The organism is Halomicrobium katesii DSM 19301, from assembly GCF_000379085.1.
GTDB lineage: Archaea > Halobacteriota > Halobacteria > Halobacteriales > Haloarculaceae > Halomicrobium > Halomicrobium katesii.
Map to the genome: position 1 here is coordinate 2,435,537 of NZ_KB905378.1, position 26,605 is coordinate 2,462,141.

The window sequence follows — 26,605 nt, forward strand, 5'->3', positions numbered from 1 at the left end:
TGGTTAGAATCCGGCGTTCTTGGGGCCGCGGGTCCCGTCGTGCGGGATCGGTGTGACGTCTTCGATACGGCCGATCTCCAGGCCAGCACGGGCGAGCGCTCGAATCGTCGCCTGTGCGCCCGGACCGGGGGACTTCTGCTGGTTCCCGCCGGGACCGCGCACGTTGACGTGGACGCCCTCGATGTTCTGGGCCTTGGCCTTCTCGGCGACGACTTCGGCCATCTGCATCGCGGCGTAAGGCGACGCTTCGTCGCGGTTCTGCTTGACGACCGTCCCACCGGAGGACTTGGCCAGCGTCTCGGCACCGGTCTGGTCCGTGATGGTGATGATCGTGTTGTTGAACGATGCGTACACGTGGGCGATGCCCCACTTGCTGTCTTCGGATTCACTCATTCTTGGGCCTCCGCTCGTTCTGGGTGGAGTTCGTCCGCGATCGGGCTGTGTTCGTCGAAGCCGACCTCGCCTTCCGCGTCGGCCTCGACTTTCATGCCGGGTCGGGTGACGCGGGCGTCACCGAGGACGATGTGGCCGTGCGAGATGAACTGTCGGGCCTGCTCGGGCGCGTTCGCGTAGCCCTTGCGGTAGACGACAGTCTGGAGTCGGCGTTCGAGCACGTCGGTCACGTCGAGCGACAGCACGTCGTCGAGTGCGTCGGTCTCGTTGAGGACGCCCAGTCGCTTGAGTCGGGTGAGGAACTCGTCGGCTTCGAACCGGGAGCCCTCGCCCTCCGCTCGGCCCAGCAGCTTTCGGGCCTCGCGTCGGTAGCTACGGAGCTCGGACTGTGCGCGCCACAGTTCCTCCTTGTTCTTCAGGCCGTAGCGGCCGATGAGGTTCTGCTCGTCGGCGATGCGTTCACCCTGGTAGGGGTGGTTCGGCGTCTCGTAGAACTTGGTGTTGGATCCGAGTGCCATTATTCCTCACCGCCCTCGTCTTCCTCGGCGGCCGCTTCCTCGGCCTGTTCCTCCTTGATGGCCTCGACGTTGACACCGATGGTGCCCTCGGTTCGGCCGGTGGACTTCGTTCGCTGACCGCGGACCTTCTGGCCGCGCTTGTGGCGAACGCCCTTGTAGGAGTCGATCATCTGCATCCGGTTGACGTCGGCGCGACGCTGCATCTGCAGGTCGTTGCCGATCTCGTGGGTCGTCTCACCGGAGTAGAAGTCGTTCTGGTGGTTCGTGAGCCATTCCGGGACCTCGTCAGCGTACCCCTCGACCTTCTCGACGACGGCCTCGATGTCGTCGTCGTCCAGCGCGCCAAAGAGCGCCTGGCGGTCGACACCGGCCTTCTCGGCGATGATGCGCGCGGCGCGCTTGCCGATGCCGTTCATGTCTGTCAGGGAACGCTCGACGGACTTCGTGCCGTCGAGGTCAGTCTGTCCGATACGGACGAAGTAGCGGAGTTCCTCCTCGTCCACGTCTTCGTCCAGTTCTGGTTCTTCTGCACTCATGTGTGGTTAGTCGGGTGTGAGCGTCGTGGCGGGGATTCGAACCCCGGAGGCTGTACGCCACAGAGTTAGCAACCCTGCGCCTTGGGCCAGGCTTGGCTACCACGACACGCGTTCATAGTACTCGCGCCCTCTCGACGAGGACTCGGGACGCCGCGCCCCTGCACGAGTCTACTCAGATTTCCACGCCGGGTGTACATAAACGCAACGAATCGCCCGCCCCGTCGTCACCGATTTGCATGCCCCGGACGAACCGACGGCTATGGCACCGACAGTCGTCGATCCCGGCGATCGCCACCGCCTCGAAACCGAACTCGGTCGGTTCGCTCCCGACGTGGCCGAGCGATCCGACGGCACGCTGGTCGCGACGTTCGGCTCGACGGCACAGTTCGCCGTCGAACCGGACGGCACCGTCGACGCGGGGATGCCGTTGCACGAGTTCGCCGGGCCGGCCGAGCGACTCGCGTTCGACCACGAGGACGGCGTGATCGAGGTGACGTTCGAGGCCGGCGACGACGCGGCCGTCTACACCTTTCGCCGTCCCTGAACCGGGGCTGCTCCGTACGTCACAACCCTTATCGCCGGTCCCCCGCGTAGCACGCGTATGGACGAAGCTGCCGTACGCGAGCGCCTGCGGGAGGTCCGCGATCCGGACCTCCGCGACGACATCCTGTCGCTGGGCCTGGTCAACGAGATCGAGATCGACGACGCGTCGATCGCCGTCGACCTCGCGCTGGGCGCGCCGTACTCGCCCAACGAGACCGCCATCGCGGCCGACGTGCGCGAGGCGCTCGACGACGCAGATCGGGAGATCGAGTTGACCGCCAACGTGGACCGGGGGATGGACGCGGAGGGCACCGTCCTGCCGGGCGTCAAGAACGTCATCGCCGTCGCTTCGGGGAAAGGCGGGGTCGGCAAGAGCACACTCGCGGTCAACCTCGCCGTCGGCCTCTCGGAGCTCGGTGCGCAGGTCGGCCTGTTCGACGCGGACGTGTACGGGCCGAACGTTCCGCGAATGGTCGCCGCCGACGAGCACCCGCAGGCCACCGAGGACGACCAGATCATCCCGCCGGAGAAGTACGGGATCAAGCTCATGAGCATGGACTTCCTCGTCGGCGAGGACGACCCGGTCATCTGGCGCGGGCCGATGGTCGACAGCGTCCTCACACAGCTGTGGGAGGACGTGGTCTGGGGGAGCCTCGATTACATGGTGATCGACCTGCCGCCGGGCACCGGCGACACCCAGCTGACGATGCTCCAGAACATCCCCGTCACGGGCGCGACGATCGTCACGACCCCCCAGACCGTCGCGCTGGACGACGCCCGCAAGGGGCTGGAGATGTTCGGCCGTCACGAGACGCCCGTCCTGGGACTCGCAGAGAACATGTCGACGTTCACCTGCCCGGACTGCGGTGGGGAACACGACATCTTCGACTCCGGCGGGGGCCGGGAGTTCTCCGAGGAGACCGATCTCCCCTTCCTCGGCGAGATCCCCCTGGACCCGGCGGTCCGCGAGGGCGGCGACGACGGCGAACCGATGGTACTGGACGAGGACAGCGAGACCGGCGAGGCGTTCCGCGAGTTCGTCCACCGGACCGCGATCAATCAGGGGATCGTCCACCGCAAACGCCACGCCGACCGCGTGGCCCCCGACCAGTAGCCGGCGTCGGGTCGATCAGAACACCGCGGTCACGCCGCCGAGCAGTCCGTACAGATACACCTCGACGCAGGTCTTCTGGGCACACCGGAAGGTCCAGGCGCGTTGCGGACGTACGAGAGAACGATCGCCCGGCCTCGCTCGCGGGGAGTTCGCGCGCCGCTGTGAGAGCGCGGCGTGACACCACGTCGACGTGGAACGGCTCGACCGGAGAGGGAAGCGTCTCGCGATCGGCCCACTACTGTACTAATCGAACAGTTAGTAATCTGCGTTACTGTTTCGTCCATCGAAACCGACAAACGCTCGTAGGACAGCTCTCACCGGCTGTCGTCGATGTCTGTGGGTAGTCGAGAGAAGGTTTATGGCTGACTAACGAGTAAGTCCGCGTATGGAACGATCGCAATCCCGCAAACGGCCATTGCTCGCCGCGTTGCTGGGCGCGCTCGCGACGGGACTCGGTCACCTCTACCTCCGGCGGTGGCGTCGGGCCCTCGGGTGGCTCGTAGCGCTGTTCGCCGTGTCGGTCGTGTTCGTCGACCCCGCGGCCTTCGAAGCGGCGGGCCAGGGGAGCGTCGACCCGCTGGCACTCGCGCCGCTCCTGCTGGTCGCCACGCTGAGCGTCCTCGACGCGTACGCCCTCGCACACGTCCACAACGCGGTCGCTCAGCTCTCGGTCACCGACGACGGACAGCTCACGCACTGTCCGAACTGCGGTCGCGAACTCGATCCCGACATCGAGTTCTGTCACTGGTGTACCGCCGACGTTTCCGAACTCGACGTCGTCGCGACGACCGACGACGTGGGCTCCGAGTCAGACTGACCCAGTACCGACTGTTCGGTCGTCGTGAGAACGAAGAGAGAAGACCCGAGTTACGCTTCGGCGGTCTGGGCGGACTGCTTGCGTGCGATGTAGCCGGCGATGCGGTTACGGACGCCCTTGGACTCGATGTTGGTGAGCTCGGTGACGACGTCTTTGTTGTGCTCGAAGTCCGCGCCGAAAGCGTCCGGATACCGTTCCATCAGGAGCGTCCCTGTCTTCTTGACGTAGGCGGGCTTGATTGCCATACGGCCACTTACCGGAGTGGCCCTCTAAAAGGATTCGGAACGACGGTCGGTTGGTGGGGAGTGACACGCCACTCATACTGCCGGCCGTAACTTCGTCCAGATATTCGCAACCCCGGGGTGGCGAAATCTGTGACAGATTTACAGCCGGTAGTATCATTCGCCGTCGACGCGCTCTCGGACGACGGCGAAGGCCTCGCGCTCGCGCTCGCCGCCACAGCGCTCGACGACGGCCTCGAAGTAGTCTATCCGATCGCGGAGTGTCTGGGTGTCGTACTCGGGCACGTCGAGCCGAGAGGCCGCGACGGTCGCCTCCACGACGGCGTAGTAGGCGCGGTTCGTCGTCGGAACGGTGCGGTGCTCGACCGCCGACTCGATCGGCGCGAGCGTCCACTCGACCCACTCGGTGCCACCGTCGGTGCCACTCGCTCGCTCGTCGACGGCGACGCGGGCCCAGGCGTTCGCACTCGAAAGCACCGGCGCTGTCTCCTCTCGGACCGTCATCGCGGCCTCGGCGAAGTCGACGGGGTCGGCCGTGAACTGGACGTACCCTTCGCCGCGCTCGCGGAAGTTCCGCCACGTTCGGGTTCGACCCCACGTGCGCGCGAAGACGGCATCGTCGCTGTCCGGTGCGTGCAGCCCCAGCGCGGCGACGTTCCAGCGGTCGTTGGGGCCCAGCGTCGTCACGACCGACTCGGTCACGCCGTTCAGATCGACGGGCCAGGACGCCGTCACACCGACAGCCCCCGCTCCAGCGCGACGAACAGCCCTCCGGCGATCAGGTCCGCGGTCGTTCCGGGGTTGATGTCTCGTTCGACGAGATCCGCTGCGAACTCGTCCACGTCGTCCTCGCCGTCGAGAACGGCCTGCGCTCGCCGCTGGACCGCCAGGGCCGTCTCTCGGTCCTGTCGCGTGCTCACGAAGGTGTCGGGTCGAGCCGCCAGCAGTTCGAGGAAGACCGTCGCCGCGCGGTCCGCCACCGGCCCAGACGCGCTCTCGATGCGGTCGGCCGCGTCGAAGACGCGTTCGAAGCCGTCGGTCCACTCGGCGGCCACGTCGTCGGCGTCGGCACTCCGTTCCATCACGTCCGCCAGCGTCAGCCCGCGGTCGCGCAGCGTCGGGACGGCCTCGGCTCCGCGGCGAACGTCCAGCGGTTCCATTCCGTCCGGCGGCTCGTCGACGGCCACGTCGACGTGTTCGAACGCGCGGTAGAAGCCCGCCGCGTCGTCGACGGTCGTCTCGGCGACGACCGCCCCCGCGCGCTCTCGCGAGAGCGCACCGCTGGCCGCCGTCGCGACAAGCGGTGTCACCACGAGGAGCGCGCCGAACTGCGTGTTGCCCCCGCGCTGCTGGGCCATCCCCTCGACTGCGCGCTCGAACGCGTCACCGATCGGGTCGCCCGCGGCTGCCCGTTCGAAGCCGGGTCGGGCACCGACCGCACCGGCGAGGAAGTGCTCGAACCGGAGGTCCTCGTACTCGTGTTCCCGGTCGACGTTGCCGGGCTTCGGCGTCCCGGCGACTTCGAGCAACAGCGCCAGCTCGGCGTTCTGGGCGGTCGTTCTCACGGCTTCGCCCCCGTCTGGAACCACTCGTGGGTCGCGCGCCGGACCGCCGCCAGCACGTCCGGGTCGTCGCTCGCCCGACCGACGCTGACCGCGTCGGCACCGTGTCGGAAGTACTCGTGGGCGCTCTCGGCGTCTCTGACCTCGTTGTTCGCGATCACGAACAGGCCCGTCGCGTCCGCGATCTCGCCGACGACGTGCTCGGAGTCCATCGCGTCGACGTGGACCGCGTCCGCGCCGGCCCGCTCCAGCTTCGCGGCGAGCGTCGGCAGCTCCACGCCGTCGACTTCCGCGCGGACTTTCACGCTGACGGTCGCACCGGTCGCGGTCGCCGCCTCGACCTGCCGACAGAGCTTCTCGGGCCTGTCGAGCAGCGCTTGCCCGGCCCCGGCCTCGCACATCTCCGCCTGGCGACAGTGGGCGTTGACCTCCAGGATCGCGTCGTGGTCCTGACAGCGGCCGGCGGCGTCCTCGATCGGCGCGAGCGCGGCGCTGCGAACGTTGACGCCGGCTCTGATCGGCAGTTCGTCCATCGCTCGTAGCTGCCGCTGGACGAACGCCAGCGGGTCGGACGGCAGGAACTCCGTGCGGTCCCGTTCGACCATCGACCGGGCCGCTCGCCGGGTGGCGTCGTCCAGCGCGATCCCACCGAGGAAGGCACAGCCGGCGAAGGGGCCGCCGCCTTCGGCCCACTCGGCGTCCGAGCGGCCGCTGAGACTCGCCAGCGCGACGGGGGGATCGAACAGCGCCCCGCCTCGATCCGGGCTCACGCGACCACCTCCAGTGCCTCGTCGACCGCGCGGGCGACGCGTTCGGCGTCCGCGTCGTCGTCGATTCGCGTGTCCGTTCTGACGGTCGGCCGATCGAGCGTCGTCGGATCGTCCTCGTCGAGGACGAACGCGTCCGCGAACGGATACGCGTCCGCGACACCGGCCGTACTGGCCTCGTGCCCCGTCGCGGTCATGAGCGTCCCGGCGGGACCGGAGAACACCTCCTCGCCGACGAACGGCGAGACCGCCACGACCGGCGTGCCTTCCAGCGCCGACTCGAACCCCGAGACGGCACGCATCGGGCCGATGCTCGTGACCGGGTTCGACGGACCGATCACGACCGGCTCGGAAAGCGCCGCGTCGACGGCCGGTGTGGTCGTCGCGTCTTCGCTGCCCCGGAACTCGACGCGCTCGATCGCCGGGTCGCCGCCGTTGGCGACCCACCACTCCTGGAAGTGCTGGACGCCGTCGGGCGTGTGGATCAGCGTCGCCACCGGATCGTCGCTCATCGGGACGAGCGTGCGGTCGAGCCCGAACGCGTCGGCGAGCGTCGCCGTCACCTCCGTCAGCGAGTGGCCCTCGTCGAGCAGGCTCGTCCGGGTCACATGGACGGCCCGGTCGCGGTCGCCGATGTGCATGAACTCTGCGACGCCGGAGAAGCGTCGCCAGCGCCCGATCTCGCGGCCGCCAGTCTGTGCGGAGTCGGGGAGATATCGCGGCCCGTCCGCGAGACCCGCTCGCTCGGCGAGTCGGTGCAGTTCGTCGTGTGTCTCTGTGGTATCGGTATCGATACCCCACCAGGTCTCGCGGTCGAGGACGCCGCCGTCGAGGAACAGCACCGTGTCCACGTCCGGACAGACGAGATGCCCACCCAGGATCACGTCGTCGCCGGTGTTGCCGACGACGGTCGTCGTCGCTGGTGGGAAGACGGCGTCGGCCCCGGCGAGCAGCTTCGGCGTTCCGGTACCGCCGGAGAGAAACGTCACCATACCTCCTGTAGTGGGGACGGAGTTGATAAAACATCGTCTCTCACGGGGCGTCGCGGGCCGGCCCGGCCGCCGATTGTCAACACTGAGAACTGCGGGGATTGATTCAAGTCTCGCGGACACTCTAGAGAAGACAATGTCCGAATCTCGACGCCTGGACCGGGTCGACGCCCACCGGTTCGCCCCCGCTGGTCCCGACGAGGAGTACGTCTACGGTGCGTGCTGTCCCGGCTGGCACTCGACTGCGGACCCCGACGACGCCGTCGAAGAGTGGATCTCGTTCATGCAGGAACGCGGCATCGAGCGCGTGCTCTGCCTGCTCTCGGGCACCCAGCTCGACCAGACGGAGGCCAGTACCGGACGGTACGTCCGGGCTTTCGGCGGCGAGAACGTCGAACACGTCCCGATCGCCGACCACCACCTGGCCGACGCCGAGACCCTCGACACGGAGATCCTTCCGTTCATCGAGGCGTCCGTCGACGCCGAGCAGCCGGTCGTCGTCCACTGTCTGGCCGGCATCGGCAGGACCGGCCACGTCCTCGCCGCCTGGCTCGTGTCCGGTTGCGGGTACGATCCCGTCGACGCCATCGAGACGGTCGGCGAGCTGGGGCGATCGCCCGGTGAGGCCGTCGACGCCGGACACGCCCGCCGCGGCGAACTCCACGAGCTGCTCTCGACGGTCGCCTGACACTGTCGGAACCACTCTTATCCTCGGACCCGACCAAGCACTACTCGATGACCACGATCAAGGACAGCGTCCACGACCACATCGCCGTCGAGGGCGTCGCCGAGGCGCTGCTGGACACGCCGCCGGTCCAGCGGCTCCGCCGGATCGCCCAGCTCGGGACGGTGACGCTCGTCTACCCGTCGGCGAACCACACCCGCTTCGAGCACTCCCTCGGCGTCTATCACCTCGCCGACGAGGCGCTTGGGCACCTCGGAATCGAGGGACAGAAGGCCGAACGCGTCCGCGCCGCGGCGCTGTTGCACGACGTGGGCCACTCGCCGTACAGTCACAACGTCGAGGCGGTGATCTACCGCGAGACGGGGAAGTACCACGACGACGTTCACGACCTGCTCGACCGCGGCGAGGTGGCGCGCGTGCTGGCCGACCACGACCTCGACCACGACGCGGTCGCCGACCTCGTCGCCGGTGACGGCGAACTCGGACAGCTCGTCTCGGGCGAACTCGACGTCGACCGGATGGACTATCTCGTGCGGGACGCCCACCACACCGGCGTCCCCTACGGCACGATCGACCACGAGCGGCTGGTCCGGGAGCTTCGCTTCGTCGACGGCGACCTCGTGCTGGACGAGGGGAACGTCCAGACCGCGGAGTCGCTGTTGCTGGCGCGTGCGCTGATGAACCCGACCGTCTACAGGCACCACGTCGCCCGGATCGCCAAGACGATGCTCCGACGCGGGACCGAGCGCCTCCTCGAAGCCACCGACACCGACCCGGCCGAACTGCGCCGCTGGGACGACAGCGACCTGCTCGTCTCGCTGCGTCGGACCGACGCGACGGCGGGGTACGCGCACCGTCTCACCGAGCGTCGCCTGTACAAGCGCGCGATCTGGGCCGAGATGACGGCCGTGCCCGACGAACTGCTGGCGATGGACCACGCCGAGATCCGCGAGGAGGAGCGGGCGATCGCCGACGCGGCCAACGTCGACGCCGACGCCGTCCTCCTGGACGTGCCCGGCGAACCGTCGATGCCCGAGTCGTCGAGTCGGGTCGTCGTCAACGGCGAGGTCCGCGGACTGAGCGAGCAGTCGACGCTGGTCACGGCCCTCCGAGCGGCCCAGCGAGATCAGTGGCGGCTGGGCGTCTACGCCCCCGAGGCCGTCGCCGACCGCGTGGGCGAGCGTGCGATTCGCGTGCTCGGCCTGGAACCCGACGGTGCGATGGTCCGGGACGCGCGGCCGGGCGTCCACGCGACACTCGACGAGTTCAACTGACCGGAGCCACCACGTGTGCCCATGAGCGACCAGACCATTCTCACCGGCACGATCTTCCGCGGCCGCGAGTTCGAACCGATCGAGGGCCGCGTCGTGATCGAGGACGGCGAGATCGCGGCCGTCGAGGAAGCGACGGTCGATCCCTCCTCGTGGATCATCCCGGCGTTCGTCAACGCCCACACCCACATCGGCGACTCCATCGCCAAGGAGGCCGGCGGCGGCCTCACGCTGGAGGAACTCGTCGCGCCGCCCGACGGTCTCAAACACAGGCTGCTCGAACAGGCCAGCCGCGAGGAACTCGTCGACGCGATGGCCCGAACGATATCGTTCATGAAGCGAGCGGGAACGGCCGCGTTCGTCGAGTTCCGCGAAGGCGGGGTCGACGGCGTCGCGGCGATCGAGGCGGCACTGGCGAACTCGCCGGTCGACAGCGTCGTCCTCGGGCGGGAGACGGTCGCGGCGATGGAGCGAAGCGACGGGTTCGGTGCGAGCGGAGCCGCCGACGGCGACTTCAGCCACGAACGGACGGCGACCGCCGAGGCGGGGAAGCTGTTCGGCATCCACGCCGGGGAGGTCGACGCCAGCGACATCAACCCCGCGCTGGATCTCGACCCGGACTTTCTCGTCCACATGGTCCACGCCGAGGGGTTGCACCTCGACCGCGTGGCCGACAGCGAAGTCCCCGTCGTCGTCTGCCCTCGCTCGAACGTCGTGACGAACGTCGGCGTCCCGCCGATCGCCGACTTCGTCGAGCGCACGACGGTCGCGCTGGGGACGGACAACGTGATGACCAACAGCCCGTCGATGTTCCGCGAGATGGCCTGGGCGGCGAAACTCGCCGACGTTCCGGCCGCCGAGATCCTCCGCATGGCGACGGTCAACGGAGCCGAGATCGCGGGCCTGAACTGCGGCCTCGTCGCAGAGGGACGCGACGCCGATCTACTGGTGCTGGACGGCGACTCCGATAATCTCTCGGGCGCGCGAGAGCCAGTCCGCGCGATCGTCCGGCGCGCCGGGATCGACGACGTCGAACGAGTCCACTACGCAGGCAAGGCTTAAGCGCCCACCCAGTAAACTGTTAACACGAAACAATGTACGACCGCTTGCTCCTGCCGACGGACGGCTCGGCCGGCATGGAGCGGGTCATCGAACACGCCGACGAGATCGCGCGACGACACGGCGCTGCGGTCGAGGTCGTCTACGTCGTCAACACCGCACACATGACGACGATGCCGACCGACGCCTCCGTCGAGGGTATTCGAGGCCTGCTCAGCGAAGAAGGCGAGATGGCCATCGAGGCCGCAGAGCGGATCTGCTCGCCCGAGACCACCGTCGAACACACGATTCTCGAAGGAGATCCCGAACGGGAGATCGTCGCCCACGCGGCCGAGAGCGGTGCCGACCTGATCGTGATGGGGACCCACGGACGCGGCGGTATCGACCGCCTCCTGCTGGGGAGCGTCGCCGAACACGTCGTGCGGCGCTCGCCGGTCCCGGTCCTGACGGTCCACGTCGACGAAGCGCTGACCGCCGCCTGACGTTCGTCCCGTACCGCGGCGGATCAGGCCGGCCGGAGGTGCTCGCAGTCGCCGGCCGTGATCGTCACCCGCTCCTCGCCCGTGTCGACGACCAGCGCGCCGGGAAACGATACGTCGACGGCCTCGCCCTCGACAGTGCCGCCGGGCGTCTCGACGCGAACCCGTTTGCCGAGCGTCGTCGCGTCCGCGCGCCACGCCGGCACGACCGCGTCGAGATCGCGACGGAGCGCGTCGAACTCTTCCAAGAGTCGCTGGGTGAACGCGCGTCGGTCGACCGGCCCGACCGCGTCCTGGACGCTCGTGGCGTCGGCCTCGTCCGGCAGCGCCGCCGGGTCGACGTTGACGTTGCTCCCGATCCCGACGACGACCCAGTCGACGCGGTCGGCCTCGCCCTCGACCTCGGTGAGGACGCCCGCCAGCTTCCGCTCGTCGTCGCCCACGACCACGTCGTTGGGCCACTTGATCCGTGCGTCGACGCCGGCCTCGCGGGCGGCGCGGGTGACGGCGACGGCCGCGGCCAGCGTGAACGCCGGTGCGTGCGCGATCGGAACCCTGGGACGGAGCACGAGCGAGAGCCAGACGCCGCCGCTGGGCGAGGCCCACGCCCTGTCGAGTCGACCCCGGCCGCCGGTCTGCTCGTCGGCCAGGACCGCAACGTCGCTTCGCCCGTCGGTCGCGAGCTCGCGTGCGCGGCGGTTCGTGCTGTCGATGCTGTCGTGGTACTCGATCTCGAAGGGCGCTTCGAGCCCGTATGCGACGGCGCTCGCGCCGAACTCGGGGACGGACACGAGTTCGTAGCCGCCGTCGCCGCTGTCGATCTCGAACCCTTCCGCTCGCAGCTGCTCGACGTGCTTCCAGACCGCTGCCCGAGACACGTCGAGGCGATCGGCCAGCGCCGGCCCGGCCACCGGCCCCTCGGAGAGCGCGTCGAGCACCTGTTCGCGTGTCGCTTGCATACAGAGCCCCTCGGCGGGGACGGCAAAAACGTCTCCGTCTGTCAGCGACCGTCGAACGCGACGCGAGCGGTCACCCGACGACGAACAGGAGATCGTCCATGTCGACGGACTCGCCCTCGTCGACAGCGACTTGGGTGACGGTCCCGCCGCGTTCGGCCACGATGTCGTTCTCCATTTTCATCGCTTCGAGCACACAGACCACGTCGCCGGTCTCGACCTCGTCGCCTTCCTCGACGTTGACTTCGAGGATCGTGCCCTGCATCTCCGCGGTCACTTCGTCGCCTTCGGCGCTGGCTCCGCCGCCGTCGCCGCCCGAATCCGAGCCGCCACTGCCGGGTCGCTGGGGGCGGTCGCCGCCGTCGCCGCCCTGCACCTCGCCGACCTCGATCGGCGGTGCGCCGCGCTCTTCGAGTTCCACGTCGAAGCGCTTGCCGTTGACCTCGACGGTGAACTCCCGCTCGGTCACCTCCTCGTCGTCCGCGTCGCTCGTCGTCTCGGTCCCCCACCGCTCCTGTGCAGCGTCGATGCGCTCGGGGTCGAGCGTCTCGTCGAGGTACTTCGTCGTGTGCATGCCCCGGACGAACTCGTCGTCGGTGAGCATCAGGCGGTGGAAGGGAACGATCGTCGGGATCCCCTCGATGTCGTACTCGCCCAGCGCGCGCTTGCCCCGCTCGATGGCCTCCTCGCGGTCGCCCGCGTGGACGATGAGCTTCGCGATCATCGAGTCGTAGTCGGTCACCAGCTCGTCGCCCTGGCGCAGCGCGTCGTCCATCCGGACGCCGACGCCGCCGGGCGGATCGTACGTTTCGAGGGTGCCGCCGGTGGCGGGCGCGAAGTCGTCGGCGGCGTTCTCCGCGTTGATCCGGAACTCGATGGCGTGGCCGTCGACCGTCACGTCGTCCTGTGAGAAGCCGAGCACCTCGTCGGCGGCGACCCTGAGCTGCCACTTGACGATGTCGATCCCCGTGATCTCCTCGGTGACGCAGTGCTCGACCTGGATGCGCGTGTTCACTTCGAGGAAGTAGAAGTCCGCGTCGGGACCGAGCAGTTCGCCCGGCTCGCGGTCCTGCTCCTCGACGAGGAACTCGACGGTGCCGGCGTTGTAGTAGCCGGCCTTGGAGACGCCCCGGCGGGCGGCCTCGCCGATTTCCTCGCGGAGTTCGTCCGAGAGGGCGGGACTGGGCCCCTCCTCGATGACTTTCTGGTGGCGGCGCTGGAGCGAGCAGTCGCGCTCGCCCAGGTGGCGGACGTTGCCGTGGTGGTCGGCGATGATCTGGACCTCGATGTGGCGCGGATTTTCGAGGTAGCGTTCGAGGTAGACGGAGTCGTTCGAGAAGTACGCCTCGCCCTCGCGCTTGGCCGATTCGAGCTGGTCCTCGACTTCGTCGGGGCTCTCGACGATCTTCATGCCGCGGCCGCCGCCGCCGCCCTCGGCCTTGATGGCGATCGGATAGCCGTTCTCGTCGCCGAACTCGTGGACCTGTTCGGGGTCGGTCACCGGGTCGGTCGTCCCCGGAACGATGGGCACGTCGGCCGACGACATGATCGTGCGGGCCTTCGTCTTCTCGCCGAGCGACTCCATCGAGTCGCTCTCCGGACCGACCCAGGTGATGCCGTCGGCGGCCTCGACGCGGGCCGCGAAGTCGGCGTTCTCCGCGAGGAAGCCGTAGCCGGGGTGGATCGCGTCGGCGTCGGCCTGTCGGGCGGCGTCGACGATCGCCTCCTGATCGAGATACGAGTCGGCCGCGCGGGCCGGACCGACGTTGTACGCCTCGTCGGCGTATCTGACGTGGCCCGAGTGCTTGTCGGCTTCGGAGTAGACCGCGACGGTTTCGACCCCCAGTTCCTCGCAGGCCCGCATGACCCGAACCGCGATCTCGCCGCGGTTCGCAACGAGAACCTTGTCGAACATATCTCCCAGTACCGACGACCCCCTCATAAAACTATGCGGAATTACACGTCTCTGGTCGGCCGGTCGATCGCCGATCCGGTCCGTGGTTCCGTGCCGGCGGGATACAGGCTGCGGTACTCTTCCCGGCAGCTCCGACTATCACGCGAGATATTGGCGGCCGAACGTTTATGCCGGTAAACGGGCGATTGTACGCTAATGTCTAGCGGAGTTCAGCACTCTCGTGGTGGCACGTTCGAACTCGTCCACCACTACGTCGGGGGCGACGGCGAGGCCGCACTGAGAGCGATGATGGACGGGTTCACCGACAGTCACAGCTCGATCTCGGTTCGGGAGACCCACTACGACAACATGCGCCTCCAGGTCAAGAGCCGGATCCTGGGTGAAGATCCGCCGGACGTCTGGACCGGGTGGCCCGGCGGCGAGATGGCTGGCTACGCGGAAGTCGACGCGGTCAAAGACATCACCGATCTCTGGGAGGCCTCGGGGATGGCCACGAACTTCCGGTCGGTCGCGGCGGACGTGTCACAGGTCGACGGTCGGTACCACGCGGTCCCGATCACCATCCACCGGGCAAACGACATGTATCTCCACACCGAGACCGTCGAGGCGCTCGGGATCGACCCCGCGCGAGCGTCGGACCCGACCGAACTCGTCGAGATGCTGGAAGCGGTCGACGACGACCACGACGGACCGTCGTTCTTGCTCCCGATGGCCGACCCGTTCACCGTCCTGCAGCTGTGGGAGATCACGCTCCTGGGACTGTCCGATCACGCCACCTTCGAGGCGATGACCGCGGGCAACGCGTCGCGTCACCGCGACGTGGTCGTGAGTGCGCTCGAACACATCCAGCGTTTCTCGGTGCTGTCCAGCGAGGACTCGCTGTATCACGGGATGACCGACGCGAACGAGCAGTTCATCGACGGAGCCGCGCCGGTCTACCCGCAGGGCGACTGGGCGGCCGGCGTGTTCGACGAGACGCCCGAGTTCGACTTCCAGTCCGAGTGGGACCGCGTCGCGTTCCCCGGTACGGAGGACATGTTCGCCGTCGTCATGGATTCGTTCATCCCGTCGTCGAAATCGGACAGCGACGCGCTCGAGACGTTCCTCGAATACGTTGGCTCGTGTGACGCACAGGAGCGGTTCAGCCGGAAGAAGGGGTCGCTGCCGGCACGGAAAGACGCCTCGATCGACGGGTTCACCGAGTTCGGGAAATCACAGTACCGGCAGCTCGATCGCTCGGCCGAACAGCCCCAGATAATCACGCACGGCCTGAGCGTCTCCTCGGCACAGCTGGTCGACCTGAAGTCCGCGATCGCGGGCTTCATCGACGAGTGGGACGCACAGGCGACGGCCGACGAGATGATCGGCGCCTTCGATCGCTGACACGGCGGTGCAGCCGGCAGTACGAGAACGGCGGAAGTCCTACAGCGGGATGTTGCCGTGCTTGCGCTCGGGCTGGTGCTTGCGCTTGTTTCGTAAGGTGTCCAGATCGTCGATCAGCCGCGGGCGCGTCTCCTGGGGCTCCAGCACGTCGTCGACGAACCCCCGCTCGGCCGCAGTGTAGGGGTTCGCGAAGGCGTCGCGGTACTCGTCGATCAGCTGCTGTCGGCGGGCCTCCACGTCGTCGGCCGCCTCCAGTTCGTCGTCGTAGAGGACGTTCACTGCACCCTGTGGCCCCATGACCGCGATCTCGGCGGTCGGCCAGGCGTAGTTCACGTCCGCGCCGATGTGCTTCGAGGCCATCACGTCGTAGGCTCCGCCGTATGCTTTGCGGGTGATGACGGTCAACAGCGGCACTGTCGCCTCGGAGTAGGCGTACAGCAGCTTCGCGCCGTGGTTGATGATCGCGTTGCGCTCCTGGTCTTTGCCCGGCATGAATCCGGGCACGTCGACGAAGGTACAGATCGGGATGTTGAACGCGTCACAGAACCGGACGAAGCGAGCGGCCTTCCGGGAGGCCTCGATGTCCAGCGTCCCGGCGTTGACGCGGGGCTGATTCCCGACGACGCCGATCGAGCGCCCGTCCAGTCTGGCAAAGCCCATCGTGATGTTCCGAGCGAACGCTTCGGCGACCTCGAAGTACGACCCCTCGTCGACGACCCCGTCGATGACGCGCGTCATGTCGTATGGCTGCTGGGGGGCTTTGGGAACCACGTCGACCAGCTCCTCGTCTCGGCGCTCGGGATCGTCCCAGGGATCGACGCGGGGCGGGTCCTCGACGTTGTTCTGCGGGAGATAGGAGAGCATGTACCGGATGTCGTCCATCGCCGCCTTCTCGTCGGCGGCGGTCAGGTGGGCGACGCCGGACTCGCTGGCGTGGGTCTGGGCCCCGCCGAGCTCGTCGAAGCCGACCTCTTCGCCGGTGACCGTCTCGATCACGTCCGGTCCCGTGATGAACATGTGGCTGGTCTCCTCGACCATGCAGACGAAGTCCGTGATCGACGGCGAGTACACCGCGCCGCCGGCACAGGGTCCCATGATCGCCGAGATCTGCGGGACGACGCCGCTGGCCTGCTGATTTCGGTGGAAGATGTCGGCGTAGCCGGCCAGCGAGTCGATCCCCTCCTGAATGCGCGCCCCGGCCGAGTCGTTGAGGCCGATGATCGGACAACCGGTCTCGATGGCCTTGTTCATCACCTTGCAGACCTTCTGGGCGAAGGCCTCGCCCAGCGACCCGCCGAAGACGGTGAAGTCGTGGGCGAAGACGAACACTTTCCGCCCCTCGACCTCGCCGTAGCCCGTCACGACGCCGTCGCCGGGGACGCGGCGCTCGTCCATGTCGAAGTTCGTCGAGCGGTGTTCCCGCAGCTGGTCGATCTCGACGAACGTGTCGTCGTCGAGGAAGTAGTCGATGCGCTCGCGGGCCGTGAGTTTGCCTTTGTCGTGCTGGGCCTCGATGCGCTCTTCGCCCCCGCCCAGTTCGGCCTCGCGCTTGCGCTCGCGCAGGTCGTCGACGCGGTCCTCGTGGGTCACGCGGAACCACCGTCCGCCGCGATGTCGTGCATGCGTAGCAGTGACACCGACCGCGGGAAAAACCTTTGCGGGAGGCGGGTCGATCCCGGCCTGGGACGCGGATCGGGAGACGTGTGACCGTCAGTGTCCCGCTATCAGAGCGGCGCGACACCGTTGCCCGCCGGCGACCCGGTACCATCTGGAACGTCAGCGCCAGACCGTCTCGGCGGCAGGGTCATGTGCATCGAGACCAACACCTAGTGATGACACGATCGACGACGGTCCTCGTGATCGGCGGTGGTGCGACGGGCGTCGGCATCGCCCGCGACCTCGCGTTGCGCGGCGTCGACGTGACGCTGGCCGAACGCGGTGGCCTCGCGAGCGGCACCTCCGGGCGGTCACACGGGCTGCTTCACAGCGGCGCGCGCTACGCCGAGGCCGACCCGACGGGTGCCGAGGAGTGTATCGAGGAGAATCGCATCCTCAGGTCGATCGCCGGGGCCTGCATTCGCGATACCGGCGGCCTGTTCGTCCAGCTGCCGGCCGACGACCCCGACTACTTCGAGCGCAAGCGCGCGGCCTGCGAGGAGCTGGGCATCGACACAGAGCTGCTCGACGCCACGGAGGCCCGCGACCTCGTTCCCGACCTCTCGGAGGCCGTCGAACGGGCGTTCCGGGTGCCCGACGCCGTGATCTACCCCTCGCGGCTGGTGGCGGCCAACGCCGCGGACGCGGCCGAACAGGGCGTGTCGATCCACCCGAACGCACCGCTGGAGTCCGTGACGGTCGAGGACGGGCGAGTCACGTCGGCTCACCTCGGAGGCACCGTCTCGGCGACGGTCGAACCGGACTACCTCGTCAACGCCGCCGGTGCGTGGGCCGGCGAGGTCGCGGCCATGGCGGGCCTCGACGTAGAGATGGCTCCGTCACGTGGCGTGATGGTGGCCGTCGACTACGACCGGGTCGGCCCCGTCCTGAACCGCTGTCGTGACCCCGACGACGGCGACATCGTCGTCCCTCACGAGCGCCAGGCCGTCCTGGGGACGACCAGCGTGCCCGCCTCGGACCCGGACGACTACGAGCGGGCCGACTGGGAGGTCGAGACCTGCATCGAGGAGTGTGCGGCGATGCTCCCGCCCGTCGCCGACGCCGAGATCGAGCGGACGTGGTGGGGCGTTCGTCCCCTGTACGCGCCCGACGAGGCAGAGTCCGAGCGGCGCGGGATCTCACGTGGCTTCTTCCGCCTCGACCACGCCGAGGACGGAGTCGAGAACGCCGTCAGCGTCGTCGGCGGAAAGCTCACGACCTACCGGCAGATGGCCGAGGCGACGACCGATCTGGTCTGTGATCGGCTGGGAGTCACGGCGGACTGTACGACCGCCGACGAACCGCTGCCCGGTGCCGACGACCCGGAGACGCTGGACGAGTTCGTCGCCCGGTTCGACGGTCAGGGCCCGACCGACTCGGACGTCGTCGCGAGCCGGTGACTGGGCGGTACGAACCGCTGTCAGGGTCCCGATCGATCGTGACACTCTGCGTGAACCGTCGGAGTAAAGTCCGTCTGTCGCCTCCCGTCGGCCGTGAGAAACGTTACGGACCGGCCGGCCAACCCCTTCGGCTTCGACCCCGGCTGTGAACAGTACGTCGCGGGGTACGGCGACGCCAACGCCCACTTCCACGTCGTCGGTGACCACCCCGGCGTCCACGGGGGCGTCGACTCCGGGATTCCCTTCACCGACTGCGAGGCCGGCGATCGCCTCCAGCGCGCGCTCGTCGACGCGGGCCTCCTGCTCGAAGCGGGGACGCCCCCGACCGTCGACAAGACCTACTTCTCGTATCTCCACATGTGCGTCGCCGACGGAACGCCCGACAGCCGATCCTACGACGACCTGGAGCCGCTGTTCGACTCCGAACTGCGAGCGATCACTGCTCACGTGCTCCTGCCCGTCGGCGAGCGCGCCACGCGACATGTCTTCTCGATCGCGACCGCCGAGCGGACCGACGACATCGGCATGGACGAACTTCACGCCACCGAAATCGTCGGCTCGGGCTGGCTCGTCTACCCGATCAAGGAGCCCACGGAGTGGGCGGGCAACGACGAGCAGCGACTCGTACAGGCCCTCGAAGCGCTGCTCGCTTCGGACTACCGACGCGAGGCCGATCTCGGGCGATTTCTGCCGAACGACGATCCGTACCTCGTACGCTGACCGGCGGGGAGGTGACGGCGCGAATCCGTAACGTCGTCTGACCGTTACGTTTTTTTTACTCGTTGAGGTTACGGTACTTATGGCCGAATTCACCAGACGGAAGTTACTGCGAACCGTCGGCATCGCCAGTGTCGGTACTGTCGGTCTGGGAACCGCGAGCGAGCCCGTGAGCCGGGCCGTGGCGACTCAGGCTGGGGCGGGTGGCAGCGAGCAGTGGACCGTCGAGATGGACAGTAACGTCGTCGCGTCACCGACTGTCGTCGACCGGACCGTCTACGTTCCGTCAGCGAACGGAGCGCTGTCTGCTCTGCACGCCGGTACGGGCAGCGTGGAGTGGACCTTCGAGGACGGGGTCAACTCACGGGGTGCGGTTGCCGTGCTGGACGGAACCGTCTACTACGCCGATCGGAACGAATCGCTGTACGCGCTCGATGCTGACACGGGTGAGCAGCAGTGGCGCTTCGAGACCGAGACGGGAGTCTACGCCGCACCGACAACGGCCTACGGTACCGTCTACCTTAGCGACCAGTTCCGCGGCGTCTACGCCGTCGACGCCGAGAGCGGCGACCAGGAGTGGTCCGTCGAGACCGAAGCCTTCAGCGACGTAGCGCCGGCCGTCGTCGGACAGTCGGTGTACCTCGCCGACGACGACGGCGTCGTGTACGCGTTCGATGCCGAGACCGGCGAGCAGCGGTGGCGCTCCAAAATCGCTACGTCGTTCGAAGATCTGATCTACGCCCCGCCGACCGTCGCCGACGAGACCGTCTACGTGGGCTGGGGCAACGCACGAATCAACGCTATTGACGCCGAAAGCGGCGACGAGGAGTGGGAATACCACGCAGGCAACGACATCCGGACGACCCCGACGGTATATGACGGAACCGTCTTTGTGGGGGGCCGCTATCTGCTGGCACTCGATGCCGACACCGGCGACCTGCAGTGGCAAACGGAGTGGATGAACCGCTCGACGGGCGGTGTCATCGGTTCCTCGCCGACCGTTGCCGACGGAGTCGTCTACGCCGCTGAATCGCTATACGATGGTGAGAACCTCTACGCCATCGACGCCGACACCGGTGAGGAACGGTGGAAATATAACGTCGACAGCGGGTTCGGTGACGCCCCCATCGTCGTCAGCGGGACCGTCTACGTCGGGACCACGGCGCGGGATGACGCGGACCAGTCACCGCGAATGCTCGCACTGACCGCGGGCGTGAGCGGGCACAGTAACGGATCGCGGGTTCGTCACGGGACGCTCGGCCACCATTTCCTCGCTGCCGGGCGAGAGTCTGCGGTCACAGCCACACCGACTCCCGCGCCGGATTCGACCGGCACGAACACGCCGGGAACAGCGACGGGCGAGAGTGCGGTGACGGCCAGCCAGTCCGCTACTGACACAGACGGCGAGTCAGCGACGACCGAGGGGTCGCGGAGCGAAACGACGAGCGAATCGGGACCGGGCTTCAGTGTCGGCGCGACGCTCTCCGCGCTGGGCGGCATGGGCTATCTCCTCTCGCGTCGGTGGAACGACGAACTGTAAGCCCTTCGTGAACGATCCGTCATTCCGGGCTGCTGTGACCGTAGAGACCGTGGGGGACTGCGCTTTACCGGAGACGGCTGCGTCGCTGGAAAGCGGTGGACTAACGGAGCAGAACAGGAGAATTGTCTCGGCGATGTCCCGAGGGACGACCGACTCATACGGACGGTTGTCGGCGTTTACCCAGCCGACCGCACGGCGTCCGGCCGAATTACGTGAGGACGGGCTCGGAAGACGACAGAACGAGTCTCCCGGTGGTGTGTGGTCGATCTGGTACAGACCGACAACTTTCCGTATCATACGGTTTATGATCGTTGCGTACCGGCGATCGTCGCCACGTGATAGACGATCACTGATCGCTACAATCGTCCGTATCAGAGCGGCGGGACCGCCGCTGGCTCCGACACGAGGAACAGTTCGTTGATCCCGAGGCCGAGGGTTAACAGGACGCCGACGATGACGATGACGCGAACGGTCCAGAGCCAGACCAGTCCGCCCCTCCCCTTGCCGCCCAGCCCCTTGCGGAGTTCGTCGAGCGCTTGCTCGCCCAGCACCCACCCGACGAACACCATCACCAGCAGCACCGACACCGGCAGCAGGAGCTGGTACGCGAGGTTGTCGAACCACGTGAGCCACGCCGTGTCCCAGGCCGACGGGAGCCCGAGGACGAACAGCCCGACCCCGAGTCCGGCTGCCAGCGGCACGCGCCCGACATCGTAGTTGTCGGTCGCCCAGGACACCGACACTTCGAGGAGACTGATCGCCGACGAGAGCGCGGCGATCAGGACGACTCCGAAGAAGACGACGCCGAGGAGCCGACCCGCCGGTAGTTCGGCGAACCCGCTCGCCATCGCGATGAAGATTGCGGACGGACCGCTGGTCGCCGGGTCGATCCCGTTGGCGAAGAGAACCGGGAACACGACGAGCCCGGCGAGGACGCCGATGAGCGTGTTGGTCCCGACGATGATCCCGCCGTCGACGGCGAGGTTGTCGTCGTTACCGACGTACGACGAGAAGGTGACCATGATCGCCATCCCGAGCGACAGCGTGAAGAACGCCTGGCTGACCGCGAAGGGAATCGCCGTCCTGGCGTTTGCCAGCAGCGTGTCGAGCTCCGGCGAGAGGAAGTACTCGTATCCCGCGGCCCCGCCCTCCAGCGTGAGCGCCCAGACCGCCATCGCGAGCATGAGGAGGACGATGCTCGGAACCATCACCTTCGTCGCCTTCTCGATACCGTCCTCGACGCCCAGCGCGACGATGCCGACGACCACCAGAACGAACAGCGCCTGGGCCGCGATCGCTTCCGGGCCCGCCGAGACAGCGCCGAAGTACTCGGCCGGCGCGTCGAAGTAGGCACCGGTCGCGCTGCCGACGATGTAGCGCATGACCCAGCCGCCGACGACGTTGTAGTACGAGAGGATCCAGAACCCCGTCGCCACGCCGAGCGCGCCGACGATGCGCCACTGGCGATGCCCGAGGTCTCCGAACGCGTCGATCGCGTTCAGGCGCGTCCGTCGACCGAGGACGAACTCTCCCAGCAACGCCGGGAACCCGATCACGACGACGGCGATCAGATAGAAGACGAGGAAGCTCGACCCGCCGTTGGCCCCCGTCTTGAACGGGAACTGCCAGATGTTTCCGAGTCCGACCGCGCTCCCGATCGCGGCGACCAGAAATCCGATTCGTGTCGTCCACGTTGCTCGTTCGGCCATACTTACTGACCGGGTTCACGATGGAGTGATATAACGCCTGTGAAACCTATCATATATGTACTCATATCTGAAGGTGTTGGACCGTCAGCAGTTCAATAGGGCTAATATAGCAGTTGCGAAATGAAAAGAGAGCGTCAACTGGCTCGCCGTCACGTCGACTCTCGCTCGCCGTCGGGCGGTCTCGATCCGGCGTCGACCGTGACGTACACTTATGACCCGAGCGCCCGACGTATCGAGTATGCGAACTCGCCTCAAACGAGTCTTCCGACGGTCGAAGTACGCGGCAACCGGTGCAGCACTCGGCGCGGCGGTCGGTGCCGTCTTCAGCAGGAACGCTGCGAGTACCGGCGGCGCGCTCGGTGGGTTGCTCGGCGCGACGATCGCCCAGCAGCGCGACTCGGTCGACAACGTCGTCGGCGAGATCAAAGAGAAGAGAGCGCCCGAACGGCTGGCCGACGAGGCGGAGTGATACCACCGTCTGTCAGTCCTTGAACGGCCGTACTGCCGGTCGTGCGGGCCGTCCGTAGCGCGACGCCCCGTCGTGTCGACGACGCGGGGCGGGTAAGCGAGACTTTTTCTCGCTCCCTCGTCAACGGCAGTGATATGAGCAACGACGAGTCTCTCAATACCCGCGGTCGGCGGTACGACCCCGACGCCGACCACGCGTTCCCCGACGAGCGGGTGAACGACGTGCTGGCCGCGATCGAGTCCGACACCGAGATCCAGGCGTACCTGGAGGCACAGAACGTCAACCCGGTCACCCGCAAGCGCTACAACGACCACGGCGCGAAACACATCTCGATCGTCCGCAATCGGGCGCTGTGCCTCTACGACCTGCTCAAGCGCGGCGGCACCGAATTCAACGGTGCCAGCGAACAGGACCTGGAAGAGGCCGACGAAGCGGTCATCGTCGCGCTGGCCACGACCCTACACGACATCGGCCACGTCGTCCACCGGGACGACCATCCCTACTACTCGATCCCGCTCGCGGCCGACCTCCTCGACGACTTCCTGCCGGCGTACTACGACACGGAGGCGGCGGTGCGGGTGAAAGGCGAGGTGCTGCACGCGATCCTCTGTCACCACACTGCGGAGGACCCGCTGACGCTGGAGGCCGGCGTCGTCAGAGTCGCCGACGCGCTGGACATGGAGAGCGGACGCTCGCGCATCCCGTACAACCACGGCGGACGCGGCATCAACACGGTGTCGAGCCAGGCGATTAAGCGCGTCTTTCTCCAGGACGGCGACGACAAACCGGTCCTCGTCGAGATCGAGATGTCCAACGCCGCGGGCGTCTACCAGGTCGACAACCTCCTGAAGGCCAAGCTCCAGGGCTCCGGGCTGGAACCGTACGTCCGGATCGTCGCGCTCAACGTCCGCGAGGACGAGGACCAGCTGGTCGAGCGCATCGAGCTGTAGCTGATCGCAGCTGACGGTCTCCTGGGCCGTACCGCCCGGTCACGTCGAGCTTACCGAGCGTACCCGGTGTATGAATTTATGCGGGCACCGCCAACGCTCGCGCATGAACGGCGTGACTACCCCGGATCTGTCGTCCGAGTCCCCCGACGCGTCGAACGACACACGCGAGTCGGTGGCGGGCCGGGTCCGGGCGGCCATCGAACACCTTCGACGCCGCGTGGGTGCGCTGCTGTCCCGCGACCGGTCGGCGAACGGGACCAGCGACCAGCGGGCGCGTCGAGAGAGCGCCGCGTACGGTCTGGATCTGGACCGGTTCCCCGAGCGGGCACAGCCGCTCACCCACCCCGACCGCGAACTCGACGGCCTCAACACGCCGGACGTGGTCGGGATCGAGACCGACGACGGCCTCCGACTGTCGGTGCCGGACAACTCCGACGCGACCCTCGTCTCGGACGTGTGGGTACCGATCGAGGAGTGACGCCGTCCTCCACTCGCTCACTGATCCCCTCGCAGAAATGCGTTCACGGCTCGCGTGGCTCGCCGTTCACTGTTCCGAGGTTCTCGCAGTCGCTCGAACCTCGCTACGGGGCGACCGGGATTTGAACCCGATGCAAATCCTCGCTTCGCTCGGATTTCCGTGATTCAAATCCCGCTGCCGATTTCGCCCGTCACGTCTGTTCCTCGCAGAAATGCGTTCACGGCTCGCGTGGCTCGCCGTTCACTGTTCCGAGGTTCTCGCAGTCGCCCGAACCTCGCTATGCGGCGACCGGGATTTGAACCGGACCGAGACGGTCGGCCTCGTTTCACTCAGCTGCTGCGACTCGTAGGGTTCAAATCCCGCTGCCGATTTCGCTCGTCACGTCTGTTCCTCGCAGAAATGCGGCGACCGGGATTTGAACCCGGGCCATGAGCTTGGAAGGCTCAGGTCCTACCACTAGACCACCGCCGCTCGGATGCACTCGCGGCGTCGTCCGAGACGCCGCGAGACTCGTGACGACGGACCGTCTCCACGGTGCGGCCCGCCGCCACTCGTCTGCCAATAGCCCGTGCTGTTTTAAGGGCGTTTCCCTTCGGGACGCACGACGGCGTAGCAGTTCCCGCTCGAAATCTCCAGTAACTCCAGCGCGAGGTCGCTGGCGGCGACGTCGCGCTCGAACTCGGTAGGTGCGTAGATGTGATAGAACCGTGGTACGGTTCGACCGCCCGGAAGCGTCCAGTCGACGGTGGTGTCGAAGCCCCGCTCGGCGTCGGCGCTCGCGTCGAAGCGGTTGTGGGCCGTCGACCAGGCGCTGACCAGTGCGCGCCCGTCGGGCGCGAGGACCCGTGCGAGTTCGTCGAGGCTGTCGCGCCGGTCCGTCCTCCGCGGGAGGTGGTGGATCGTGGCGACGTAGACCGCGAGGTCGGCACAGTCGTCGGCCAGTGGCAGCGTCGCCGCGTCGCTCTGGAGCAGCGTCGTGGCGGGACACGCCGCGAGGCGGTCGCGCGCTGCCGCCAGTAGTTCGCGGCTGGCGTCGAGTCCCACCACGTGGTCGGCACAGTCTGCCAGCAGTTCGGCGTGCCGGCCGTTGCCACAGCCGACATCGAGCGCGACGCCGCCTCGACACCGATCCTCGACGAAGGACTCGACCTCCGGCCAGGCGTACTCGCGGGTCTTCGAGAAGTGGCTCCCGATCGTCTCGTAGGTCTCGCGCACGTCCGCTCGCGAGGGGGCGTCGGACATATCGATTCCTGCGCGCGCTGGCGCATAGTGGCTTCGCTCTCGGTCACGCACGCGCGGAGAGTTATCTATCTCGCCGAGGTCCGGCCCCGGCGGCTGGTCGCGGTGCTACTGGTCGTACTTCTCGGGGTAGGCCTCGGCGAGCAGCTCAGGGCGTGCGTCGAGTCGCTCTCGGATGGGACCGATCACGTCCGAGACGTACTCCCCGGCGGCGGGCTTGAGGTCTGCCGGGTGGAGCTCCTCGCTGAGGAAGTCCGCTTCCAGTTCCTCGAACTCGTCGTAGACGAGGTTCCCGCCGTACTCGTCGGGGCGCTCGACGACGAAGGATTCGCCGTGCTCTTCGAGCACCGGGAAGACGAGGTATTCGAGGTACTCCAGGACGCCGTTGTCCTCGCGTTCACCCATCGGACAGTACGCGTCTTCGATCTTCTCGACGACGGCGTCGTGGCTGTCGTTGAGGTTGACCTTCGTGTCCTCTTTCGAGGCGCTCATCTCTTCGCCGGTGAGCCCCGACAGCAGCGGCGCGAAGATACAGACCGGCGCGTCGTGGCCGTGGTCGGGCAGCGTCTCGCGAGAGAGCATGTAGATCCCGCGCTGGTCGTCGCCGCCGTAGGCGATGTCGGCGTCGAGGGCTTTCACGTCGAGGGTCTGCATCAGCGGGTAGATCAGCCCGCCGAGGTTCGGGCTCTCGGACTCGCGGACGACTCTGCTGCCGGCCCGCTGGGTCCTGGCGAGGGTCGTCTCGGCCGCCATACGGTACATCTCCAGGGTGTACTCCTCGTCGAGCTGGAAGTCGGTCCCGCGGACGAACGAGATCTCGTCCGGGTCCGCCCCGGCGGCCTCGATCATCCCTTCGATGGCGACCCGGTAGTACTCCGAGCGGGCGTCGAGCAGGTCGAAGGGGCTCTTCTCGTCGTCGAGGTGAGCGTGCAGGTCTGCGATCAGCACCGTCACGTCGATGCCCGCCTCGATGAAGTCCGCCAGCTTGCGCATCGTCGTGTAGTGTCCGATGTGCATCTCTCCCGTGGGCGCGTAGCCGATGTACGCCGAGGGAGTCCCCTCGTCGAACAGCGCTTCGAGTTCCTCTTCCTCGATGACTTCGAGCGTGTGACGCGTCGCCAGTTCGAGGCGATCGGCGGTGTCCATACCTCTGGTACCCCACCGCGGTGATTAAAACGTTCCATCTCCTCTCGCCGCGAGCGACGCACTCAACTGTCC

28 protein-coding genes and 2 tRNA genes are annotated in these 26,605 nt (G+C 67.4%); 14 read left to right on the plus strand and 16 right to left on the minus strand.

Translation table 11 applies throughout. The features are described 5' to 3' along the window. Positions 1 to 3 precede the first annotated feature (3 nt). From HALKA_RS0112865 to HALKA_RS0112880, 4 genes are all read right to left on the minus strand, one after another. On the minus strand, positions 4 to 393 hold the full coding sequence (locus HALKA_RS0112865; protein WP_015763539.1) for a 30S ribosomal protein S11: 390 nt from the start codon (positions 391 to 393) through the stop codon (positions 4 to 6). Continuing rightward, entirely contained in the window at positions 390 to 911 is a 522-nt protein-coding gene (locus tag HALKA_RS0112870; protein WP_018258371.1) for a 30S ribosomal protein S4, read from the minus strand. Before HALKA_RS0112870 ends, HALKA_RS0112865 begins: the two co-directional genes overlap by 4 nt. Further along, the gene (locus HALKA_RS0112875) at positions 911 to 1,447 is read right to left on the minus strand and encodes a 30S ribosomal protein S13 (RefSeq protein ID WP_018258372.1); all 537 of its coding nucleotides are present in this window, start codon (positions 1,445 to 1,447) and stop codon (positions 911 to 913) included. The genes HALKA_RS0112870 and HALKA_RS0112875 overlap by 1 nt, the downstream gene beginning before the upstream one ends. Before the next feature lie 21 nt (positions 1,448 to 1,468). Continuing rightward, a tRNA-Ser gene (locus HALKA_RS0112880) sits at positions 1,469 to 1,553 on the minus strand. 153 nt (positions 1,554 to 1,706) lie between these two features. Here HALKA_RS0112880 and HALKA_RS0112885 point away from each other — a divergent pair. The 3 genes from HALKA_RS0112885 to HALKA_RS0112895 all read left to right on the plus strand — a co-directional run bounded on the left by HALKA_RS0112885 (position 1,707) and on the right by HALKA_RS0112895 (position 3,921). Next, on the plus strand, positions 1,707 to 1,991 hold the full coding sequence (locus HALKA_RS0112885; protein WP_018258373.1) for a hypothetical protein: 285 nt from the start codon (positions 1,707 to 1,709) through the stop codon (positions 1,989 to 1,991). Positions 1,992 to 2,048: 57 nt separating this feature from the next. Further along, positions 2,049 to 3,104, plus strand: a complete 1,056-nt coding sequence (locus tag HALKA_RS0112890) for an Mrp/NBP35 family ATP-binding protein (protein ID WP_018258374.1) — start codon at positions 2,049 to 2,051, stop codon at positions 3,102 to 3,104. A 385-nt stretch (positions 3,105 to 3,489) separates the two neighbouring features. After that, the gene (locus tag HALKA_RS0112895) at positions 3,490 to 3,921 is read left to right on the plus strand and encodes a zinc ribbon domain-containing protein (protein ID WP_026190304.1); all 432 of its coding nucleotides are present in this window, start codon (positions 3,490 to 3,492) and stop codon (positions 3,919 to 3,921) included. Between the two features lie 50 nt (positions 3,922 to 3,971). Here HALKA_RS0112895 and HALKA_RS0112900 read toward each other — a convergent pair whose 3' ends face one another. From HALKA_RS0112900 to cofD, 5 genes are all read right to left on the minus strand, one after another. After that, positions 3,972 to 4,166, minus strand: a complete 195-nt coding sequence (locus tag HALKA_RS0112900; RefSeq protein ID WP_018258376.1) for a 30S ribosomal protein S17e — start codon at positions 4,164 to 4,166, stop codon at positions 3,972 to 3,974. Positions 4,167 to 4,319: 153 nt separating this feature from the next. Next, positions 4,320 to 4,898, minus strand: coding sequence for a DUF447 domain-containing protein (locus HALKA_RS0112905; RefSeq protein ID WP_018258377.1), 579 nt, complete (start codon positions 4,896 to 4,898; stop codon positions 4,320 to 4,322). Next, entirely contained in the window at positions 4,895 to 5,728 is an 834-nt protein-coding gene (locus HALKA_RS0112910) for a triphosphoribosyl-dephospho-CoA synthase (protein ID WP_018258378.1), read from the minus strand. Before HALKA_RS0112910 ends, HALKA_RS0112905 begins: the two co-directional genes overlap by 4 nt. Next, positions 5,725 to 6,471, minus strand: coding sequence for a tRNA-dihydrouridine synthase (locus HALKA_RS0112915; protein WP_026190305.1), 747 nt, complete (start codon positions 6,469 to 6,471; stop codon positions 5,725 to 5,727). The genes HALKA_RS0112910 and HALKA_RS0112915 overlap by 4 nt, the downstream gene beginning before the upstream one ends. Before the next feature lie 20 nt (positions 6,472 to 6,491). After that, positions 6,492 to 7,484, minus strand: coding sequence for a 2-phospho-L-lactate transferase (gene cofD / locus HALKA_RS0112920; RefSeq protein WP_018258380.1), 993 nt, complete (start codon positions 7,482 to 7,484; stop codon positions 6,492 to 6,494). 133 nt (positions 7,485 to 7,617) lie between these two features. Between cofD and HALKA_RS0112925 the strand changes: the two genes are divergently transcribed. From HALKA_RS0112925 to HALKA_RS0112940, 4 genes are read left to right on the plus strand one after another with little or no spacing between them, the layout of a single operon-like run. Further along, positions 7,618 to 8,169 carry a protein-tyrosine phosphatase family protein gene (locus tag HALKA_RS0112925; protein WP_018258381.1) on the plus strand — a complete coding sequence of 184 codons (552 nt, stop codon included), beginning with the start codon at positions 7,618 to 7,620 and terminating at the stop codon, positions 8,167 to 8,169. Between the two features lie 47 nt (positions 8,170 to 8,216). Beyond that, complete coding sequence (locus HALKA_RS0112930) at positions 8,217 to 9,440, plus strand: HD domain-containing protein (protein ID WP_018258382.1); 1,224 nt, start codon at positions 8,217 to 8,219, stop codon at positions 9,438 to 9,440. 21 nt (positions 9,441 to 9,461) lie between these two features. Beyond that, positions 9,462 to 10,499, plus strand: a complete 1,038-nt coding sequence (locus HALKA_RS0112935; protein WP_018258383.1) for an amidohydrolase family protein — start codon at positions 9,462 to 9,464, stop codon at positions 10,497 to 10,499. Between the two features lie 32 nt (positions 10,500 to 10,531). Beyond that, positions 10,532 to 10,978, plus strand: a complete 447-nt coding sequence (locus HALKA_RS0112940; protein ID WP_018258384.1) for a universal stress protein — start codon at positions 10,532 to 10,534, stop codon at positions 10,976 to 10,978. Positions 10,979 to 11,001: 23 nt separating this feature from the next. On the opposite strand, the gene HALKA_RS0112945 is transcribed toward HALKA_RS0112940, so the two are convergent. Further along, positions 11,002 to 11,934, minus strand: coding sequence for a biotin--[acetyl-CoA-carboxylase] ligase (locus HALKA_RS0112945; RefSeq protein ID WP_018258385.1), 933 nt, complete (start codon positions 11,932 to 11,934; stop codon positions 11,002 to 11,004). A 70-nt stretch (positions 11,935 to 12,004) separates the two neighbouring features. Next, entirely contained in the window at positions 12,005 to 13,846 is a 1,842-nt protein-coding gene (locus HALKA_RS0112950) for an acetyl-CoA carboxylase biotin carboxylase subunit (protein WP_018258386.1), read from the minus strand. A gap of 195 nt (positions 13,847 to 14,041) precedes the next feature. On the opposite strand from HALKA_RS0112950, the gene HALKA_RS0112955 reads away from it, so the two are divergent. Continuing rightward, entirely contained in the window at positions 14,042 to 15,229 is a 1,188-nt protein-coding gene (locus HALKA_RS0112955; RefSeq protein ID WP_018258387.1) for an ABC transporter substrate-binding protein, read from the plus strand. Between the two features lie 39 nt (positions 15,230 to 15,268). Here HALKA_RS0112955 and HALKA_RS0112960 read toward each other — a convergent pair whose 3' ends face one another. After that, the gene (locus HALKA_RS0112960) at positions 15,269 to 16,819 is read right to left on the minus strand and encodes an acyl-CoA carboxylase subunit beta (RefSeq protein ID WP_018258388.1); all 1,551 of its coding nucleotides are present in this window, start codon (positions 16,817 to 16,819) and stop codon (positions 15,269 to 15,271) included. 242 nt (positions 16,820 to 17,061) lie between these two features. On the opposite strand from HALKA_RS0112960, the gene HALKA_RS0112965 reads away from it, so the two are divergent. The 3 genes from HALKA_RS0112965 (at position 17,062) to HALKA_RS0112975 (ending at position 20,542) form a co-directional block, all read left to right on the plus strand. After that, on the plus strand, positions 17,062 to 18,285 hold the full coding sequence (locus HALKA_RS0112965; protein WP_018258389.1) for an FAD-dependent oxidoreductase: 1,224 nt from the start codon (positions 17,062 to 17,064) through the stop codon (positions 18,283 to 18,285). Positions 18,286 to 18,378: 93 nt separating this feature from the next. Then, the gene (locus HALKA_RS0112970) at positions 18,379 to 19,005 is read left to right on the plus strand and encodes a uracil-DNA glycosylase family protein (protein ID WP_018258390.1); all 627 of its coding nucleotides are present in this window, start codon (positions 18,379 to 18,381) and stop codon (positions 19,003 to 19,005) included. A gap of 79 nt (positions 19,006 to 19,084) precedes the next feature. Next, complete coding sequence (locus tag HALKA_RS0112975; protein ID WP_018258391.1) at positions 19,085 to 20,542, plus strand: BamB-related PQQ repeat family beta-propellar protein; 1,458 nt, start codon at positions 19,085 to 19,087, stop codon at positions 20,540 to 20,542. Positions 20,543 to 20,913: 371 nt separating this feature from the next. On the opposite strand, the gene HALKA_RS0112980 is transcribed toward HALKA_RS0112975, so the two are convergent. Continuing rightward, complete coding sequence (locus tag HALKA_RS0112980) at positions 20,914 to 22,251, minus strand: sodium-dependent transporter (RefSeq protein ID WP_018258392.1); 1,338 nt, start codon at positions 22,249 to 22,251, stop codon at positions 20,914 to 20,916. Positions 22,252 to 22,489: 238 nt separating this feature from the next. On the opposite strand from HALKA_RS0112980, the gene HALKA_RS0112985 reads away from it, so the two are divergent. The 3 genes from HALKA_RS0112985 to HALKA_RS0112995 all read left to right on the plus strand — a co-directional run bounded on the left by HALKA_RS0112985 (position 22,490) and on the right by HALKA_RS0112995 (position 24,148). After that, positions 22,490 to 22,720 (plus strand): hypothetical protein, encoded by a 231-nt coding sequence (locus HALKA_RS0112985; RefSeq protein WP_018258393.1) that lies wholly within the window; start codon positions 22,490 to 22,492, stop codon positions 22,718 to 22,720. 134 nt (positions 22,721 to 22,854) lie between these two features. Then, positions 22,855 to 23,670, plus strand: coding sequence for an HD domain-containing protein (locus tag HALKA_RS0112990; RefSeq protein ID WP_018258394.1), 816 nt, complete (start codon positions 22,855 to 22,857; stop codon positions 23,668 to 23,670). 103 nt (positions 23,671 to 23,773) lie between these two features. Next, complete coding sequence (locus HALKA_RS0112995; protein WP_018258395.1) at positions 23,774 to 24,148, plus strand: hypothetical protein; 375 nt, start codon at positions 23,774 to 23,776, stop codon at positions 24,146 to 24,148. A gap of 400 nt (positions 24,149 to 24,548) precedes the next feature. Here the strand turns inward: HALKA_RS0112995 and HALKA_RS0113000 are convergent. The 3 genes from HALKA_RS0113000 to HALKA_RS0113010 all read right to left on the minus strand — a co-directional run bounded on the left by HALKA_RS0113000 (position 24,549) and on the right by HALKA_RS0113010 (position 26,533). Then, positions 24,549 to 24,619, minus strand: a tRNA-Gly gene (locus HALKA_RS0113000). Positions 24,620 to 24,724: 105 nt separating this feature from the next. Beyond that, positions 24,725 to 25,390: a class I SAM-dependent methyltransferase gene (locus HALKA_RS0113005; RefSeq protein ID WP_018258396.1), complete on the minus strand. Its 666-nt coding sequence runs from the start codon at positions 25,388 to 25,390 to the stop codon at positions 24,725 to 24,727. A 105-nt stretch (positions 25,391 to 25,495) separates the two neighbouring features. Next, a complete protein-coding gene (locus tag HALKA_RS0113010; RefSeq protein WP_018258397.1) occupies positions 25,496 to 26,533 on the minus strand; it encodes a tyrosine--tRNA ligase in 1,038 nt (345 codons plus the stop codon). Positions 26,534 to 26,605 lie beyond the last annotated feature (72 nt).